14 protein-coding genes are annotated in these 15575 nt (G+C 63.8%); all 14 read left to right on the plus strand.

Annotated features, from left to right (window positions below; genetic code table 11):
* Positions 1-4 precede the first annotated feature (4 nt).
* The 14 genes from QPW08_RS05040 to murC all read left to right on the plus strand — a co-directional run bounded on the left by QPW08_RS05040 (position 5) and on the right by murC (position 15510).
* Positions 5-1018: a cysteine synthase A gene (locus QPW08_RS05040; protein WP_284124649.1), complete on the plus strand. Its 1014-nt coding sequence runs from the start codon at positions 5-7 to the stop codon at positions 1016-1018.
* Between the two features lie 60 nt (positions 1019-1078).
* Positions 1079-1435 carry a hypothetical protein gene (locus QPW08_RS05045; protein ID WP_284124650.1) on the plus strand — a complete coding sequence of 119 codons (357 nt, stop codon included), beginning with the start codon at positions 1079-1081 and terminating at the stop codon, positions 1433-1435.
* A complete protein-coding gene (locus tag QPW08_RS05050) occupies positions 1413-2189 on the plus strand; it encodes a Gldg family protein (RefSeq protein ID WP_284124651.1) in 777 nt (258 codons plus the stop codon). Before QPW08_RS05045 ends, QPW08_RS05050 begins: the two co-directional genes overlap by 23 nt.
* Positions 2190-2511: 322 nt before the next feature.
* Positions 2512-3003, plus strand: a complete 492-nt coding sequence (locus QPW08_RS05055) for a division/cell wall cluster transcriptional repressor MraZ (protein ID WP_284124652.1) — start codon at positions 2512-2514, stop codon at positions 3001-3003.
* Positions 3000-3944 (plus strand): 16S rRNA (cytosine(1402)-N(4))-methyltransferase RsmH, encoded by a 945-nt coding sequence (rsmH, locus tag QPW08_RS05060; RefSeq protein ID WP_284124653.1) that lies wholly within the window; start codon positions 3000-3002, stop codon positions 3942-3944. Before QPW08_RS05055 ends, rsmH begins: the two co-directional genes overlap by 4 nt.
* On the plus strand, positions 3944-4492 hold the full coding sequence (locus QPW08_RS05065; protein ID WP_284124654.1) for a hypothetical protein: 549 nt from the start codon (positions 3944-3946) through the stop codon (positions 4490-4492). Before rsmH ends, QPW08_RS05065 begins: the two co-directional genes overlap by 1 nt.
* Complete coding sequence (locus QPW08_RS05070; RefSeq protein ID WP_284124655.1) at positions 4489-6207, plus strand: peptidoglycan D,D-transpeptidase FtsI family protein; 1719 nt, start codon at positions 4489-4491, stop codon at positions 6205-6207. The genes QPW08_RS05065 and QPW08_RS05070 overlap by 4 nt, the downstream gene beginning before the upstream one ends.
* Entirely contained in the window at positions 6204-7676 is a 1473-nt protein-coding gene (locus tag QPW08_RS05075; RefSeq protein WP_407674548.1) for a UDP-N-acetylmuramoyl-L-alanyl-D-glutamate--2,6-diaminopimelate ligase, read from the plus strand. Before QPW08_RS05070 ends, QPW08_RS05075 begins: the two co-directional genes overlap by 4 nt.
* Positions 7673-9139 carry a UDP-N-acetylmuramoyl-tripeptide--D-alanyl-D-alanine ligase gene (locus QPW08_RS05080; protein WP_284124656.1) on the plus strand — a complete coding sequence of 489 codons (1467 nt, stop codon included), beginning with the start codon at positions 7673-7675 and terminating at the stop codon, positions 9137-9139. The genes QPW08_RS05075 and QPW08_RS05080 overlap by 4 nt, the downstream gene beginning before the upstream one ends.
* A gap of 21 nt (positions 9140-9160) precedes the next feature.
* Positions 9161-10231 carry a phospho-N-acetylmuramoyl-pentapeptide-transferase gene (gene mraY, locus QPW08_RS05085; protein ID WP_284124657.1) on the plus strand — a complete coding sequence of 357 codons (1071 nt, stop codon included), beginning with the start codon at positions 9161-9163 and terminating at the stop codon, positions 10229-10231.
* A complete protein-coding gene (locus tag QPW08_RS05090) occupies positions 10228-11589 on the plus strand; it encodes a Mur ligase family protein (RefSeq protein WP_284124658.1) in 1362 nt (453 codons plus the stop codon). Before mraY ends, QPW08_RS05090 begins: the two co-directional genes overlap by 4 nt.
* On the plus strand, positions 11586-12824 hold the full coding sequence (locus tag QPW08_RS05095; protein WP_407674549.1) for an FtsW/RodA/SpoVE family cell cycle protein: 1239 nt from the start codon (positions 11586-11588) through the stop codon (positions 12822-12824). Before QPW08_RS05090 ends, QPW08_RS05095 begins: the two co-directional genes overlap by 4 nt.
* Positions 12821-14092 (plus strand): undecaprenyldiphospho-muramoylpentapeptide beta-N-acetylglucosaminyltransferase, encoded by a 1272-nt coding sequence (gene murG, locus QPW08_RS05100; protein WP_284124659.1) that lies wholly within the window; start codon positions 12821-12823, stop codon positions 14090-14092. The genes QPW08_RS05095 and murG overlap by 4 nt, the downstream gene beginning before the upstream one ends.
* On the plus strand, positions 14089-15510 hold the full coding sequence (murC, locus tag QPW08_RS05105; protein WP_284124660.1) for a UDP-N-acetylmuramate--L-alanine ligase: 1422 nt from the start codon (positions 14089-14091) through the stop codon (positions 15508-15510). Before murG ends, murC begins: the two co-directional genes overlap by 4 nt.
* Positions 15511-15575 lie beyond the last annotated feature (65 nt).

Below are 15575 nucleotides of genomic sequence, written 5' to 3' on the forward strand. Positions count from 1 at the left end.
TTCCATGATTGCACCTGCGCCGCACAATGACACCATCTCCCTTATCGGCAACACTCCGCTGGTCCGGCTCGCCGGGCCCAGCGCGGCTGCCGGTTGCGACATTTTCGGCAAGTGCGAATTTGCCAACCCTGGCGCTTCGGTGAAGGACCGGGCGGCGCTGTGGATCATCCGCGATGCGGAGGAGAAAGGCGAGCTCAAGCCTGGCGGGACGGTGGTTGAAGGGACCGCTGGCAACACCGGTATCGGCATCGCGCTGGTTGCCAATGCCCGTGGCTACAAGACCATCATCGTCATGCCCGACAACCAGTCCAAGGAAAAGATGGACACGCTGCGGGCGCTGGGTGCCGAGCTGGTGCTGGTGCCGCCGACCAAATTCGCCGACTGCAACCACTTCGTGCACACTTCGCGCCGGCTGGCAGAGGAGACCGAAGGCGCGATCTGGGCCAACCAGTTCGACAACACCGCCAACCGCAAGGCGCATATCGAAGGCACTGCGCCTGAAATGTGGGATCAGCTGGAGGGCCGGATCGACGGCTTCACCTGCGCCGCAGGGACCGGCGGCACTATTGCCGGGGTCGGTATGGGGCTCAAGGAATTCGACGAGAACGTGCGTATAGCGCTGACCGATCCGCACGGTGCGGCGCTCTACAATTACTACGCCAATGGCGAGTTGAAGGCCGAAGGATCGTCGGTCGCGGAGGGCATCGGGCAGGGCCGCATTACCGGCAACCTCGAAGGCGCGCCGATCGATACCCAGTTCCGCATCTCCGACGAGGAGGGCCTGGAATGGGTCGCACGACTGCTGCGCGAGGAAGGGCTGTGTCTTGGTCTTTCCAGTGGCATCAACGTCGCCGGTGCAGTGGCGCTTGGCCAGCAGCTGGTGGCCGAAGGACGCAAGGATGCCCGGGTGGCGACGATCCTGTGCGACACCGGTTTCCGCTATCTGTCTTCGCTCTATAGCGCCGAGTGGTTGCGCTCGAAGGACCTGCCAGTTTTCGACTGGCTCGAGCAGGCCTGATTGAGCGCCCCAATGTCCCGGTTGTTTGACGTTCAGCGCAGCCGGGTTATGGTCAGGATCATGGACCTGTTAGGCCAATCAATACGCCCCGCTGCGGACAGCGAAGCTGCCCTGCCTCATACCCCGCGTGAAGGTGAAACCTTTCACCGTCTCCAGGTCGGCCTGATCGGGCTTGGGGCCATGGTGCTGCTGGTGGGCGTCGCCAACATGATCATGGATCGGGCGCAGGAAGTCGAAGATACAACTGTGCCGGAAGCAGCGCCGACGGTTGAGCCTTCGCCGACGCCGACTCAGAACAAGGCACTGGAGAATGCAGGCGTGGTGCCCGACCTGCCGTCGGATGTAGTCGAGGAGCCAGTGCCGCAAGGTCCGGTCCTGCCGGAGCAAGGCGAAGGTGCCGAGCCGCAGGGACAGTAACAGCCGATGGCCGTTTGCGCTGGTTGCGGCCTTGCTGGCCGTGGCCGGATGCAGTGATCCCCAACCGGCGCAATCTGTCGACAAGCCGAAGTTGGGCCTCCTCACCAGCCTGCCGATCCTCTGGTCGGGCAGCGATGCCTTCGCTGCGCTGGCCACCGGTGACGACAACGCCGCACACTGGATGGTCGGCACGATTGAACGAGACTATGTCCTCGATCCGCTCGACACACTGACGGACGAGAGTCTCGCGCCAATCGACTTGCTGGTGTTGGCGCAACCACGCATATTGACCCCGCAAGAGAACGTAGCGCTGGACGACTGGGTGCGCGGTGGAGGCCACATACTGATATTTGCCGATCCCCAGCTCGCTGGCGACAGTGACTTTCCACTTGGCGATCCGCGCCGTCCACTGGACACCGCCCTGTTGAGTCCGATCCTCGATCGATGGGGGCTTGTCCTCGTACACGATCTCGACCGCGAAACTGTCCGCACTGTGACGCTGGGTGATGCGGACATGGCGGTCGTTGCCGCAGGAAAGTTCGAAACCAGCGTTGCCGAGGGTGCGGCTTGCGCCACCCGGTTTGAGCAAATCCTGGCTGAATGCATGGTTGGCGAGGGGCGCGCGGTTCTATTGGCCGACGCCACGCTGGTAGAGGACCGGGTTGGCGGGCCGGGCTCCCCTGCGGCGCTGAGGGCGTTGTTGGGGATGGCGCGGGAAGAGGTCCGGGAAAATGCGGGAGAGACTCGGAAATGAGTGGCCCAGTCGGGGATTCGGGCGGATTTTCAGGGGATTCCTCCCCATTGCTGCACATTTTCCACAAGGATTGCGAAACTGCTTGAGTTCAAATCATAAGGTAAATCAAATATTTACCACATAATCCCTTAAAATCCCGAGATTTCCCCTTTAATCCCGGGTCTGCCCGCGTTAAGACCATCCTCCATCGGACAAGCTGATTTGTCGCACACCCCCTGTGGAGAGGGGTGGGCCGCTCGCACCTGCGCGGGCGGAGACGGAGAAGTCGTGTCCTTCATCGAGGCGCTCAAAGCGGGCCACTTGATACGGGGATTGGCGGGGAGTGGAACAGGGTTTCGAAGGCTTTAGCGGACAGGCCTATTCGCCGGCAGGCGACAAGGGCCGTTTCGTGCTGCCTCCACTGTTCCGCAAGGCCGTGAAGGAAAGTTCCGGCTCACGCACTCTGTGCCTGACCAAGCACGATCGCTGGCCCTGCCTTGTCGGCTTCGGGCTGTCGCGCAAGGCGGAATTCGAAAGGCAACTCGACCGTGAGGAAGAGATGGCCTTCAAGTTCGGTCGCGAGTTCGATCGTGAAACCCGCGCCTCGCAGCTCAACGGTTTTGCCGAACTTCCTTTCGACGACAGCGGGCGTTTCGTCATGCCCGAATTCCTGCGCGACCTCGGCGATGTTGGCGATGGACTCTACTTCCAGGGTGGCGGTCGCTTCTTCACGATCTGGAACCCCGACCAGATCGCCACCATGGGCGACGACTGGGCGGCTGCCAAAGCTGCCTGCAAGGCGCTTGTCGCCGAATCCAGGGCGAAGAAGAAGTGAGCGGCGCCCCCCATGTCCCTGTCCTCCTCGACGAGGTAATAGCTGCGCTGGACCCGCAACCGGGCGATATCGTGGTCGATGCCACTTTCGGGGCCGGGGGCTATACCCGCGCGCTGCTCGACCGTGGAGCCATTGTCCATGCGTTTGATCGCGACCCCGATGCGATTGCAGCGGGAAGCGCCTGGCCGGAATGTTCCGAACATCCACCGCGACTTGTCCTGCATCCCCGACGCTTCTCGGAAATGGTTGCTGCGTTGGCGGAGGCTGGGATCGGTCAGGTCGATGGCGTAGCGATGGATATCGGCGTTTCTTCCATGCAGCTCGACCAGGCTGAGCGGGGTTTTGCCTTCTCCGCCGATGGTCCGCTCGACATGCGCATGAGCCAGTCTGGCATGTCGGCGGCAGACTTCGTCAACGCGGCTGACGCCGAAGAGATTGCCGATGTGCTTTACGCCTATGGCGAAGAGCGCCAGTCACGCCGGGTGGCACGAGCCATCGTAGCCGCGCGCCCGCTGGCAACGACCGACGACCTTGCCCGGGTCGTACGCAAGGCGCTGGGCTACAAGCCGCACGACAAGAAGGACCCCGCGACCCGTAGCTTCCAGGCCATTCGTATCCATGTGAACGGCGAGCTCGACGAGCTTGAGCAAGGCCTCGACGCTGCCGAACGCATCCTCAAGAGCGGCGGCAGGCTGGCCGTCGTTTCCTTCCACTCGCTGGAAGATCGTATCGTGAAGCGCTTTCTCCAGGGCGCTTCCGGAAAGGCCGGCGGTACGTCCCGCCATCTTCCCCAGACCAAGGGGCCGCCGGCCATTTTTTCCGACATTTCCAAGGCGATCCGCCCGTCAGAAGCCGAGATCGCCCGCAACCCGCGCGCCCGCTCGTCGACGCTTCGCCATGCCGTCCGCACCGATGCGCCCGCGCGCAAGGAGGCCGCGTGATGATCGGGGGTAGCCGGTTGAGGCAGGCCGGCTGGGCGATGGCGCTCGGCATCGTCTTCACGCTGTTCGTGGCACTGACATTCCGCGTCCATGCTGTGAAGAGCGAAGTCGTGCGGGCCGAGCGGCAGATCATTGCGCTCAAACAGGAAACCATGCGCCTCGAAACCGAGTTCGAAACGCGCGCTAACCAGCAGCAGCTGGCCAACTGGAACGCGGTCGATTTCGGCTATGTCGCACCGACTGCCGGGCAGTATCTTGAAAACGAGCGTCAATTGGCCAGCCTGGCGCAGCCGTTGGCTCCAGGGGCACCGGACCCTATTCGAGTTGCCCGGGCTCCGCAGGCCGGGGAAATACCGGAAATGGTTTCTCCATTGACCGGCAAGCCGGTGGAGACACTCCCCGCATCCTACCAGCCGAAGAAGCCCACCGGGCGCGAGCAGCGATCAGCAGAGGATGATCGTCCTTCGCTGGCGGAGCGACTGGGCATGACAGCGGAACTTGCACCAGGTCAGCCTGGTTTTGGCCAGAACCCCAAGGTGGCTGAATGACTTCGCTGACTGTCAGCACCGCCATATCTTCCGGGCGTGTGCGGCTCGTTTCGGATCGGCAGGAAGCATTGCTGGTGGCGCGCATTCGCGTGCTTCTGGTGGCGGCAGGATTTGCCTTGCTGGCGCTGATCGCGATCCTGCGGATCGTTTTCCTCGGCATTGGCGGTGGCACCACCGGCCCTGCCACGCTGGAGGAGGCCCTGCTGCCGCCACGCGGCGAAATCAGCGACCGCAATGGCATCGCGCTGGCCCGCAACTATCCGGCTCGGGCACTGTGGTTCAATCCGACTGCGCTGGGCGAAGGTGGGCCGCCGTTGATCAAGACACCGGAATCGCTTGTGGCCGAATTGAAGGCCATCTTCCCCGATCTCGACGAAGCGCGGGTCCTCTCAATGCTGGCCTCGGGCAAAGGCGGCTATTTGCGCCGCCGGGTGCTGCCGGAAGAGGCCAACCGCGTGTTCGAGCTGGGCGAAGTCGCGCTCGAGCTGCCGCAGGAAAACGACCGCCACTATCCGCAAGGGACAATGGCGGCCCATATCCTCGGTTTCGTCGCGTCCGACGGCAAGGGCCGGGTTGGCATGGAACAGGTACTCAACGAGCGTTTGTCGGACCCCGCACTGCGCGGCGAGCCCGTCCAGCTCAGTATCGACATGCGGGTGCAGGGTGCGTTGGAAGACGAACTGCGGCGCGGCATGCTCTCTGTAAATGCCATGGGCGCCGCGGGAATCGTGCTCGATGTCGATACCGGCGAAGTGATGGCGCTGGCCTCATTGCCTGAATTCGATCCAAACCGGATCGATGCCCAGGGCGAGAAATACATGTTCAACCGAGTGACCAACCAGGTCTATGAGCTCGGTTCGACCTTCAAGCCGTTGACAGTGGCAGCCGCCATCGATGCCGGTATCGTGCGCGATTTCGGCAAACGCTATGACGCCAGCCCGGTGGAGATCGCCGGTTTCACCATCAAGGACAGCCACGACCTCGGGGCCAGCCTCAATATCGCCGAGACCCTGATCCATTCTTCCAACACAGTCTCGGCTCGTGTCGCCGACGAACTGGGTGGCGATCGGCTGCGCCAGACCTTCATCGACCTCGGCATGAACCAGCGCCCGGAAATCGAATTGCCTGCCCGCGGTTTCCCGATCTGGCACGACAAATGGTCGCGCATCAAGACCATGAACGTCGGCTTCGGGCATGGGATTGCGGTCACCCCGTTGCACCTGGCCAGCGCTTATGCAGCGATGGTCAACGGCGGCATCTATCGTCCGGCAACGATGCACAAGATCGAACCCGGCATGGCACCCAAGGGCCGGCGTGTGTTCAAGGCTTCGACCTCGTCGCGCATGCGCCAGCTGCTGCGGATGATTGCAGTCTACGGCACTGGCAAGAATGCCAACGCAGCTGGTTATCGCGTCGGCGGCAAAACCGGCTCGGCCGAAAAGCCTGGCAAGGGCGGCTACCGCAAGAAGAGCCTGGTTTCGACCTTCGCCGCGGTCTTCCCGATGGATCGTCCGCGCTATGTCGTTATTGCCATGCTGGATGAACCGAAGGGCACTACCGCCAGCTCATTTCAGCGGACTGCGGCGTGGAATGCGGCACCGATAGTGGGACGGCTGGTGCCGCGGATCGGGCCGATGCTGGGTGTGCGGCCCGACATGACCCGCGACGTCGACATCTCTGACCTCAAACCGCTGATCCCCGGAGGTTCGGAGTGAAGTTGAACAAGCTGGCGGAAGGCGCTTCGATCATAGTGCCGGAAGATGCCGATCTGACTGTGACGGGCTTCGCTATCGACCACCGCAAGGTAGCGCCGGGGACCGTGTTTGGTGCGTTCCAGGGTGCGAAATTCAACGCGGAGGACTTCATCCCTCAAGCGATCGAGGCCGGAGCCATTGCTGTCGTCGCCCGCCCAGAGGCAAAGGTCCAAGGCGCGATCCACATTGCCGATGCCAACCCACGCCGGGCCTTTGCCTTGCTGGCAGCGCAGTACTTTACACCTGTCCCCTCAACTATCGTCGCAGTTACGGGGACCAACGGCAAGACCTCGACGGTCGAGATGACCCGCCAATTGTGGCGTATGGCCGGTGAACGGGCAGCCAGCATTGGCACCTTGGGCGTGACGACGCCGGACGAAAGCGTCTCTACCGGGCTGACAACCCCGGACATTGTGACATTCCTCAGCAATATGAGCGGATTGGCGCGAGAAGGCGTCACCCATGTTGCCTATGAGGCTTCGAGTCACGGCCTCTCGCAATATCGCAACGAGGGACTGCCTGTAACCGCTGCTGCATTCACCAATTTCAGCCGTGATCACCTCGACTATCACGGCACCATGGAAGAGTATTTCGAGGCCAAGATGCGGCTGTTCGACGAGGTTGTCGATGCCGGCGGAACGGCCGTGGTCTGGACGGGCAATAGCGAGTGGACCGCCCGGGCCATCGAACGCGCGCAGGCTCGCGGCCTGCGGGTGTTCACGGTGGGCGAGCAGGGCGAAGACATTCGCTTGCTCGCCCGTACCCCTACGCAATTGGGGCAGGATCTGGAGATCGAGCACGGCGGCACCATGCGCGAGCTGCGCCTGCCGCTGATCGGCGAATACCAGGTTGCCAACGCTTTGACGGCGGTCGGTTTGGCCCTGGCGACGGGCACCGATGCCAGCATGGTGTGGGACGGTGTCGCGCGGCTGCAGCCGGTGCGTGGGCGGCTTGAGCGCGCGGTGATCACCCAATCCGGGGCACCGGTCTATGTCGATTATGCCCACACGCCCGATGCTCTGGAAGCGGCCATTGAAGCGCTGCGCCCGCATGTAAAGGGGCGCCTTATCACTGTGTTCGGGGCCGGCGGCGACCGCGATACCGGCAAGCGCGGCCCAATGGGCGAAGTCGCCAGCCGGGCTTCGGACATCGCTATCGTCACCGACGACAACCCGCGGGGAGAAGATCCGGCGGCGATCCGTGCAGCAGTCATAGCGGGCGCAACGGGCGAGATGCGCGAAATCGGGGACAGGCGCGCGGCGATATCCGCAGCCATCGCACTGGCGGAGGCCGACGACATCGTCCTCATCGCCGGTAAAGGCCACGAACAAGGCCAGATAATCGGGTCGGGAGAGTCCATGAAAGTACTGCCATTCGACGATGTCACGGTTGCGCGCGAATGCGCTGCCGGGCAGGGAGGCGCGGCATGATCGCCCCCGCATTCGCGTCAAAAGCTATCCTTTCCTGGCCGCGCACGAAGCGCGATGCGCTCCCGCTTGCGCTTTGGACCGCGCAGGAGATTGCCGCGGCCACCGGCGGCGTGGCGAGCGGCGATTTCCAATGTGCCAATGTCGAGATGGACAGCCGCGATGTCCGCCCCGGCGACCTGTTCGTTGCGCTCAAGGGCGAAGCGATGGACGGGCACAGGTTCGTAGAAAAGGCCTTTGCCGCTGGAGCCCCTGCAGCGCTGGTTGATCGCCCGGTCGATGGCCCGCATGTGCTGGTCAAAGACACGACCGAGGCGCTCCACGCGTTGGCACACGCAGCTCGCGAACGCGCTGATGCGGTGCGGATCGGGGTCACCGGCTCAGTCGGCAAGACCGGGGTCAAGGAAGCGATCTTTGCCGCCTTGGAACGCTCCAGCCGCGGGCAGGCGCATCGCAGCGTGCGCAGTTACAACAACCATGTCGGCGTCCCGCTCAGCCTCGCGCGGATGCCCGCGCGCAGCACCTATGGCGTGTTCGAGATGGGCATGAATAACGCGGGTGAGATCAGTGTGCTGACTGAGCATGTCCGCCCGCATGTAGCGGTGATTACTACGATCGCCCCGGCGCACATCGAGAACCTCGGTTCGATCGAGGCCATCGCCGATGCCAAGGCGGAAATCTTCGCTGCGCTGGAACCCGGTGGTGCTGCTGTCATCCCGGCCGACAGCCCGCAATACGGCCAGTTGCTGGCGGCGGCAGAGGCGAAGGGGGCACGGGTCCTCTCGTTCGGGCGCTCGCCCGAGGCCAATGTCCGCCTGCTCGATGCCATTCCCGCCGCCAATGGCGGTTCGCTGGTCACGGCGCAGATCGCCGACAGACGGCTGTGCTACACCGTCGCCGAGCCGGGCGAGCACTGGGTTTCCAACTCGCTGGCGGTCCTCGGCGCAGTCTATGCCGCCGGGGGCGACCTCGGCGCGGCAGGCCTGGCGCTGGCTGAACTCGGCGGGCTGAAAGGTCGCGGCGCCCGCCACCAGATCAGCGCGGCTGGAGGGAAGGCGCTGCTGATAGACGAAAGCTACAACGCCAACCCGGCCAGCATGCGCGCTACCTTGCGCCAGTTGGGACACACGCCTTCCACGCGCCGCATCGTGGTGCTCGGCAGCATGAAGGAACTGGGCGATTTCGGGCCTGATTTCCACGCACAACTGGCTGAACCGATCCTCGAGGCGCAGGTCGACCATGCGGTGCTGGTCGGCGAGGAGATGCTGGCCCTTGCGCGGCACTTGGGGAAACAGGGTGAGGCCATGCTTGGCAAGGGGCTTTCCTTCGCCCATTGCGATGGGCCTGCCGAGGCGATCGCGGCGCTGCAGGAATACGGGCTCGCAGCCGGTGACGCGATCCTGGTCAAGGGCTCCAATTCGGTCGGGCTCGGCAAGCTGGTGGACCATTTCACCAGTCGGGTTTGAACTGGGGGCCGGGAAGACCGAATGCTCTATCTGATTGCCGAGTGGCTGGGTTTCGAAGGGGTCTTCAACCTCATCCGCTACCAGACCTTCCGGGCCGGGGCGACGCTGATGACTGCGCTTGTCATCGGGCTCATCATCGGGCCGCGCTTCATCAACATGCTGCGCGTGCGGCAGGGCAAGGGCCAGCCGATCCGCGAAGACGGGCCGCAGAGCCATCTTGCCAAGCGCGGCACGCCGACCATGGGCGGGCTGATGATCCTCGTCTCGCTGACGCTGTCTTTGCTGTTGTGGATGGACCTGAGGAACCCGTTCGTATGGGCCTGCATAGCGGTGACCATCGGTTTCGGCGTGATCGGCTTCCTCGACGACTATGACAAGGTTTCCAAGGCCAGCCACAAAGGGCTGTCAGGCAAGGTCCGCCTGCTGCTGGAATTCGTGGTGGCGGGGATCGCCAGCTATATCATCGTCAGCCAGATCAACACCTGGCTCTATGTCCCCTTCGTCTCCGACCAGGCGATCCCGCTGGGGCCGTTCTACTATGTCTTCGCCGCTGTCGTGATCGTGGGCTTCGGCAATGCCGTGAACCTGACCGACGGGCTCGACGGACTGGCGATCATGCCGGTCATCATCGCCGCCGGGACCTTCGCCATCATCGCCTATCTCGCGGGCCGGGCGGACTTCTCGGCCTATCTCGGCATCCCGCATGTCCCGGGCGCAGGCGAGCTGGCGATCTTCTGCGCCGCGATCATGGGCGGCGGACTCGCCTTCCTGTGGTTCAACGCGCCGCCGGCCGCGGTGTTCATGGGCGACACCGGCTCGCTGGCGCTGGGCGGGGCCCTGGGCGCGATAGCGGTCGCCAGCCATCACGAGATCGTGCTGCTGATCGTCGGCGGACTGTTCGTGGCCGAAACCGCCAGCGTCATCATCCAGGTGTTCTGGTTCAAGCGCACCGGCAAGCGGATCTTCCGCATGGCTCCCATCCACCACCACTTCGAACAGCTGGGCTGGAGCGAGAGCAAGGTCGTGATCCGGTTCTGGATCATCTCCATGGTGCTGGCGCTGATGGGCCTCGCGACGCTGAAGCTGCGATGATCACCTGCTCCGCCTGGTCCGGCAAGAAATTTGCCGTCCTTGGCCTCGCCCGTTCCGGCCAGGCCACGGTCGAGGCGCTGCTGGCGAGCGGTGCCGAGGTTATGGTGTGGGACCGGCAGGAAGAACCGCGCCTCGCCTTCGAAGGCCGCGCCCGCATTGGCGACCCGATGGCGGAGGACCTGACTGGGTTCGCCGGGATCGTGGTGTCGCCCGGCGTTCCGCTGAACACCCACCCTATCGTCCAGCGCGCCGAGAAATTCGGCGTCCCAATCATCGGCGATATCGAACTGTTCGCGCAGGCCCGTGCCGAGCTGCCGCGGCACAAAGTCGTCGGCATCACCGGCACCAACGGCAAGAGCACCACCACCGCGCTGGTCCACCATATCCTCAAGATCGCTGGTGTCCCGACTACGCTCGGCGGCAATATCGGCCTGCCGATCCTTGGGCAGGAACCGCTCCCAGAGGGCGGGGTCTATGTGCTGGAGCTGTCGAGCTACCAGATCGACCTGACCCAGAGCCTCGATTGCGATGTGGCGGTGTTGCTGAATATCACGCCGGATCACCTGGATCGGTATGACAACTTCGAGGCCTATGCGGCGTCCAAGAACCGCCTGCTGGAGATGCAGACTGGCGATCACTATGCGCTCATCAATTGGAAAGCTTTTGAAGGTGGCCTGATCCACCCGGGCAAGGCCGGTTTCAACGGTATCGTTCCGGCGAGCGAAGCTGGGCAAGCTCACTGGCCCTCGCTGCAAGGGCCACATAATGCCGAAAATGCCGGTGCCGCCATGGCAGCCTGTGCATGGCTCGGCTTGTCCGTACACCAGATTGAAGCTGGCCTGCGCACCTTCACCGGTCTCCCCCACCGCATGGAACGGGTCACCACCCACAATGGCGTGCTGTTCATCAACGACAGCAAGGCCACCAACCCTGACAGTACCGCCCCGGCGCTCGCGGCGTTCCCGCCTGAAGCGGGTGGCCCGCGCATCCACTGGATCGTCGGTGGGCTGCCCAAGGAAGATGGGCTGGGTGCGACAGAGGCCTATCTCGCCAATGTCAAACGCGCCTACGCCATCGGTGAAGCCGGGCCGCGCTTTGCCGAACTGCTCGAAGGCCGCGTGCCGGTAGACCGCAGCGAAATGATCTGCGCCGCCGTGCGCCGCGCGATGCGAGATGCTGTGCCCGGCGATGTGATCCTGCTCTCGCCTGCCTGCGCCAGCTTCGACCAGTTCAAGGATTTCGAGCGCCGCGGCGAGCATTTCCGCCAGATCGTCGCCGCGTTGACCGGTGAGGATGTCGAGGCCGAAAGCGAGCCTACGATTGATCACGCCAAGGATCACGGGGGCAAGGCGGCATGAGCAGTTTCCCCTCCGCAGGCCAGCCCTACGTTCCCGGCGTCGGTGAGCGCATGGCGCATGTCACGCACCAGCGGGGTTCCAAATCGTCCGAGCTCAAGATCTGGTGGCGCGAAGTCGACCGGGTCCTGCTGGCGCTGATCTTCGCGCTGATGCTGATCGGCACGGCGGCGGTCGCGGCAGGCTCGCCTGCCAGCGCGCGGCGATTGTCGACTGCGACCGATAAGCTGCCCGATCTCTATTTCTACTGGGCGCACCTGCGTTGGCAGGTGGTCGGGATTGCGGTGATGCTGGGCGCTTCCGCGCTCAGCCGCGACAACGCCCGCCGTCTCGGGATCGTGCTTGCCGCTGCCATGTTGGGGGCGCTGATGCTGGTGCCGCTGATCGGCTACGAAGTGAACGGTGCCAAGCGCTGGATCCGGTTCGGCCTGGGCTTCCAGCCGAGCGAGTTCCTCAAGCCCGGTTTTGCCATTGCCATGGCCTGGATCCTGTCTTGGCGGCTCAAGGATCCGCACTTGCCGGTGCTGGCAATCGTGACCGGGCTGATGGGCTTGATCGCCTTGCTGCTGATGCTGCAGCCGAACCTCGGGGCCACGATCCTGTTCGGCGGGGTGTGGTTCGTGCTGGTGATGCTGTCGGGCGTCTCGATGAAGAAGATCGGCGGGATCATCGCCGCAGGAGTGGCGGCGCTGACAGCAGCCTATTTCTTCTACGACAATGCCCGCTATCGCATTGACGCCTTCCTCGGCGGGGGGACCGAATTCGACCAGGTCGACCTTGCGCAGAAGACCCTGCTGGGCGGCGGCTGGACCGGCACCGGTTTCTGGCTGGGCCTCAAGAAGATGAGCCTGCCCGAAGCGCATACAGACTATGTCTTCTCCGTCATCGGCGAGGAATTCGGGTTGCTGGTATGTGCCATCGTAGTGATCCTCTATCTCGCCATCGTCGCCCGCGTGCTGGTGCGGCTGGCGGATGAAGAAAACCTGTTCGCGCTGCTGGCGGCGGCCGGGCTGACCGCGCAGATCGGCGGGCAGGCCTTCATCAACATCCTCGTCAACCTGCAGCTGTTCCCGTCGAAAGGCATGACTTTGCCGCTGGTCAGCTATGGCGGCAGCTCGACGATTGCCGTATGCCTTGCCGTCGGGTTGCTGTTGGCGTTGACCCGCCGCAACCCGTTCCTGACGCGCGAAACCCCCGGCCTCCGCGCGCTGCTGACAGACAAGGAGAAAGGCGCATGACCGGCGCCAACAGGCACTATGTCCTCGCTGCAGGCGGAACGGGCGGGCACATGTTGCCCGCTTTTGCGCTCGCTGCGGAGCTCGAGCGGCGCGGCCACCACGTTGCGCTGATGACCGACGAACGCGGGGCGAAGATCCCCGGCAAGCCCGACTTCCTGCCTGCGCATATCCTGCCCGCCGGGCGCTTCGGCAAGAACCCGCTGCGCTGGTTTGGCGGTGTGCGCGCCGTGTTGCGCGGGCGCGATATGGCCAAGCGTCTGTTCGAAACATTCGAGCCAAGCGCTGTCGTAGGCTTCGGCGGCTACCCGGCGTTTCCGACCATGCTGGCCGCAACCGGCGAAGGTATCCCGACCGTGATCCACGAGCAGAACGCTGTGCTGGGCCGGGTCAATCGCTTCTTGGCCGGGCGGGTCAATGCCATTGCTACGGCTTACCCCGAGATCAAGCGACTCGATGCCAAGCATGCCGAAAAGGTGCACCTGGTCGGCAATCCGGTCCGTGCGCAAGTCCTGACCCTTCGGGACGAGCCGTTTCCGGCGTTTACTGAGGACGGCTTGCTCAAGGTGCTTGTTACCGGTGGCAGTCAGGGCGCGCGTATCCTCAGCGATGTCATCCCCGATGCTCTCTCGATGCTGCAGCCGGCCTTGCGGCAGCGGCTGCAAGTCACGCAGCAATGCCGACCAGAAGATGTCGAACGCGTGCGTGGGCGGTATGCCAGCCATGACATCCCCGCCGAACTGGCTACCTATTTCGACGATATGGCGGAGCGGCTGGCGGACGCACATCTCTTTATCGGCAGGGCGGGTGCCTCCACGATTGCCGAGCTGACAGCTGTTGGACGCCCGGCCATCCTCATTCCGCTGCCGATCGCGACAGACGACCATCAAGCCTACAATACCGAAGAGATGGTCAAGGCAGGCGGCGCGAGGATGATCCGGCAGCCAATGTCCACGCTCAAGGACACATCTTCAATGGGCGAGGAAGGTGATTCCATTCGCTGGAAGCAGTCGGATGTTCAAGCCAAGATGGCGAAGGACATTGCGCGGCAAATCCAGGCGATGGCCCAGCGTCCGGAAACGCTTGCCACCGCCGCCCATGCGGCGTGGAATTGCGGCCGGCCCAAGGCTGTGAAGGACCTTGCCGACCTCGTCGAGAGCTTTGGCGGGGCGGAAATGATGGATGTGATCAAGGTGACGGGCGATAGCCCGCGTGCCTCCTCGCAAACCGCCGCTGCCACCCGCAATGCTGCGCGGGAGAGCGCCGAATGAAAGGCGTCGGCACCGATATCGGGACGATCCATTTCGTCGGCATCGGCGGGATCGGCATGTCCGGCATTGCCGAGGTAATGCACAACCTCGGCTACAGCGTGCAGGGCAGCGATCTCAGTGAAAGCGCCAGTGTCGAGCGGCTCAAGGCGCGCGGGATCGAAGTCATGATCGGTCATGCGCCGGAGAATGTCGAGAACGCTGCCGTAGTTGTGACCTCGACCGCGGTGAAACGCACCAACCCCGAAGTCGCAGCCGCGCTCGAAGCGCGCATCCCGGTCGTGCGCCGCGCGGAAATGCTGGCCGAGCTGATGCGGCTCAAGAGCACCGTGGCGGTCGCCGGCACGCATGGCAAGACCACCACCACCAGCATGATCGCCGCACTGCTCGATGCCGGCAATGTCGACCCGACCGTGATCAACGGCGGGATCATCGAACAATATGGTTCCAACGCCCGGTTGGGTGACAGCGACTGGATGGTGGTCGAGGCGGACGAAAGCGACGGCAGCTTCCTGCGGCTCGACGGGACCATTGCCGTCGTCACCAATATCGATCCCGAGCATCTCGACCACTATGGCGATTTCGACGGTGTAAAACGGGCCTTCGTCGAGTTCATCCATAACGTGCCGTTCTATGGTGCGGCGATCCTGTGCGTCGATCATCCCGAAGTGCAATCGGTGATCGGGCAGGTCCGCGATCGCAAAGTCGTGACCTATGGCTTCTCGCTGCAAGCCGACATTTGCGGGGTGAACATCCGCCCAGAAGGCGGCGGTAACGTGTTCGACGTCATCGTGCGCCAGCGCGGCGAGGAAGACCGCCGGATCGCCGACGTCCACTTGCCGATGCCCGGTCGCCACAATGTCCAGAATGCGCTCGCCGCAATTGCCGTGGCGATCGAGATGGGCTGCTCCGACGATGTCATCCAGAGCGGCTTCGGCAGTTTCGGCGGCGTCCGGCGTCGCTTTACCAAGGTTGGCGAAGTCGATGGGGTGACGATCATCGACGACTACGGCCACCACCCGGTCGAAATCACTGCCGTCCTGGGCGCAGCGCGCGAAGCCGCGTCCTCAAGTGGTGGAGGCCGCGTCATCGCCGTCGCCCAGCCGCACCGGTACACCCGCCTGCGCGACCTGATGGAAGAGTTCCAGACCTGCTTCAACGAGGCCGACAGCGTCTATGTCACTCCGGTCTATGCCGCGGGTGAGGACCCGATCGAAGGCGTCAGCGCGGAATCGCTTGTCGAAGGGCTGAAACTGCGCGGTCATCGGCACGCATCGACCATTGCCGACGAAGACGAGCTGGCGAAGGTGCTTGCCGGCGAGATCGCGCCGGGTGACCTCGTCGTCTGCCTCGGCGCGGGCGACATCACCAAGTGGGCTGCGGGCCTCGCCGATGCCATCCGGCTGGAGCGCACCGTATGACGATGCACCAGCCCGATGATTGGGCCATGCACGATACCGGTTCCGCCCCGACTGCCGAGGTCGAG

Origin of the sequence: Parerythrobacter aestuarii (genome assembly GCF_030140925.1) — a bacterium.
In the GTDB taxonomy this organism is placed as follows: domain Bacteria; phylum Pseudomonadota; class Alphaproteobacteria; order Sphingomonadales; family Sphingomonadaceae; genus Parerythrobacter; species Parerythrobacter aestuarii.

Excerpts from the sequence above, each read along its gene's own strand:
- QPW08_RS05040 (WP_284124649.1), top strand. The coding sequence starts at position 5 with ATGATTGCACCTGCGCCGCACAATGACACCATCTCCCTTATCGGCAAC.
- QPW08_RS05045 (WP_284124650.1), top strand. The coding sequence starts at position 1,079 with ATGGACCTGTTAGGCCAATCAATACGCCCCGCTGCGGACAGCGAAGCT.
- QPW08_RS05065 (WP_284124654.1), top strand. The coding sequence starts at position 3,944 with ATGATCGGGGGTAGCCGGTTGAGGCAGGCCGGCTGGGCGATGGCGCTC.
- QPW08_RS05070 (WP_284124655.1), top strand. The coding sequence starts at position 4,489 with ATGACTTCGCTGACTGTCAGCACCGCCATATCTTCCGGGCGTGTGCGG.
- QPW08_RS05080 (WP_284124656.1), top strand. The coding sequence starts at position 7,673 with ATGATCGCCCCCGCATTCGCGTCAAAAGCTATCCTTTCCTGGCCGCGC.
- mraY (WP_284124657.1), top strand. The coding sequence starts at position 9,161 with ATGCTCTATCTGATTGCCGAGTGGCTGGGTTTCGAAGGGGTCTTCAAC.
- QPW08_RS05090 (WP_284124658.1), top strand. The coding sequence starts at position 10,228 with ATGATCACCTGCTCCGCCTGGTCCGGCAAGAAATTTGCCGTCCTTGGC.
- QPW08_RS05095 (WP_407674549.1), top strand. The coding sequence starts at position 11,586 with ATGAGCAGTTTCCCCTCCGCAGGCCAGCCCTACGTTCCCGGCGTCGGT.
- murG (WP_284124659.1), top strand. The coding sequence starts at position 12,821 with ATGACCGGCGCCAACAGGCACTATGTCCTCGCTGCAGGCGGAACGGGC.
- murC (WP_284124660.1), top strand. The coding sequence starts at position 14,089 with ATGAAAGGCGTCGGCACCGATATCGGGACGATCCATTTCGTCGGCATC.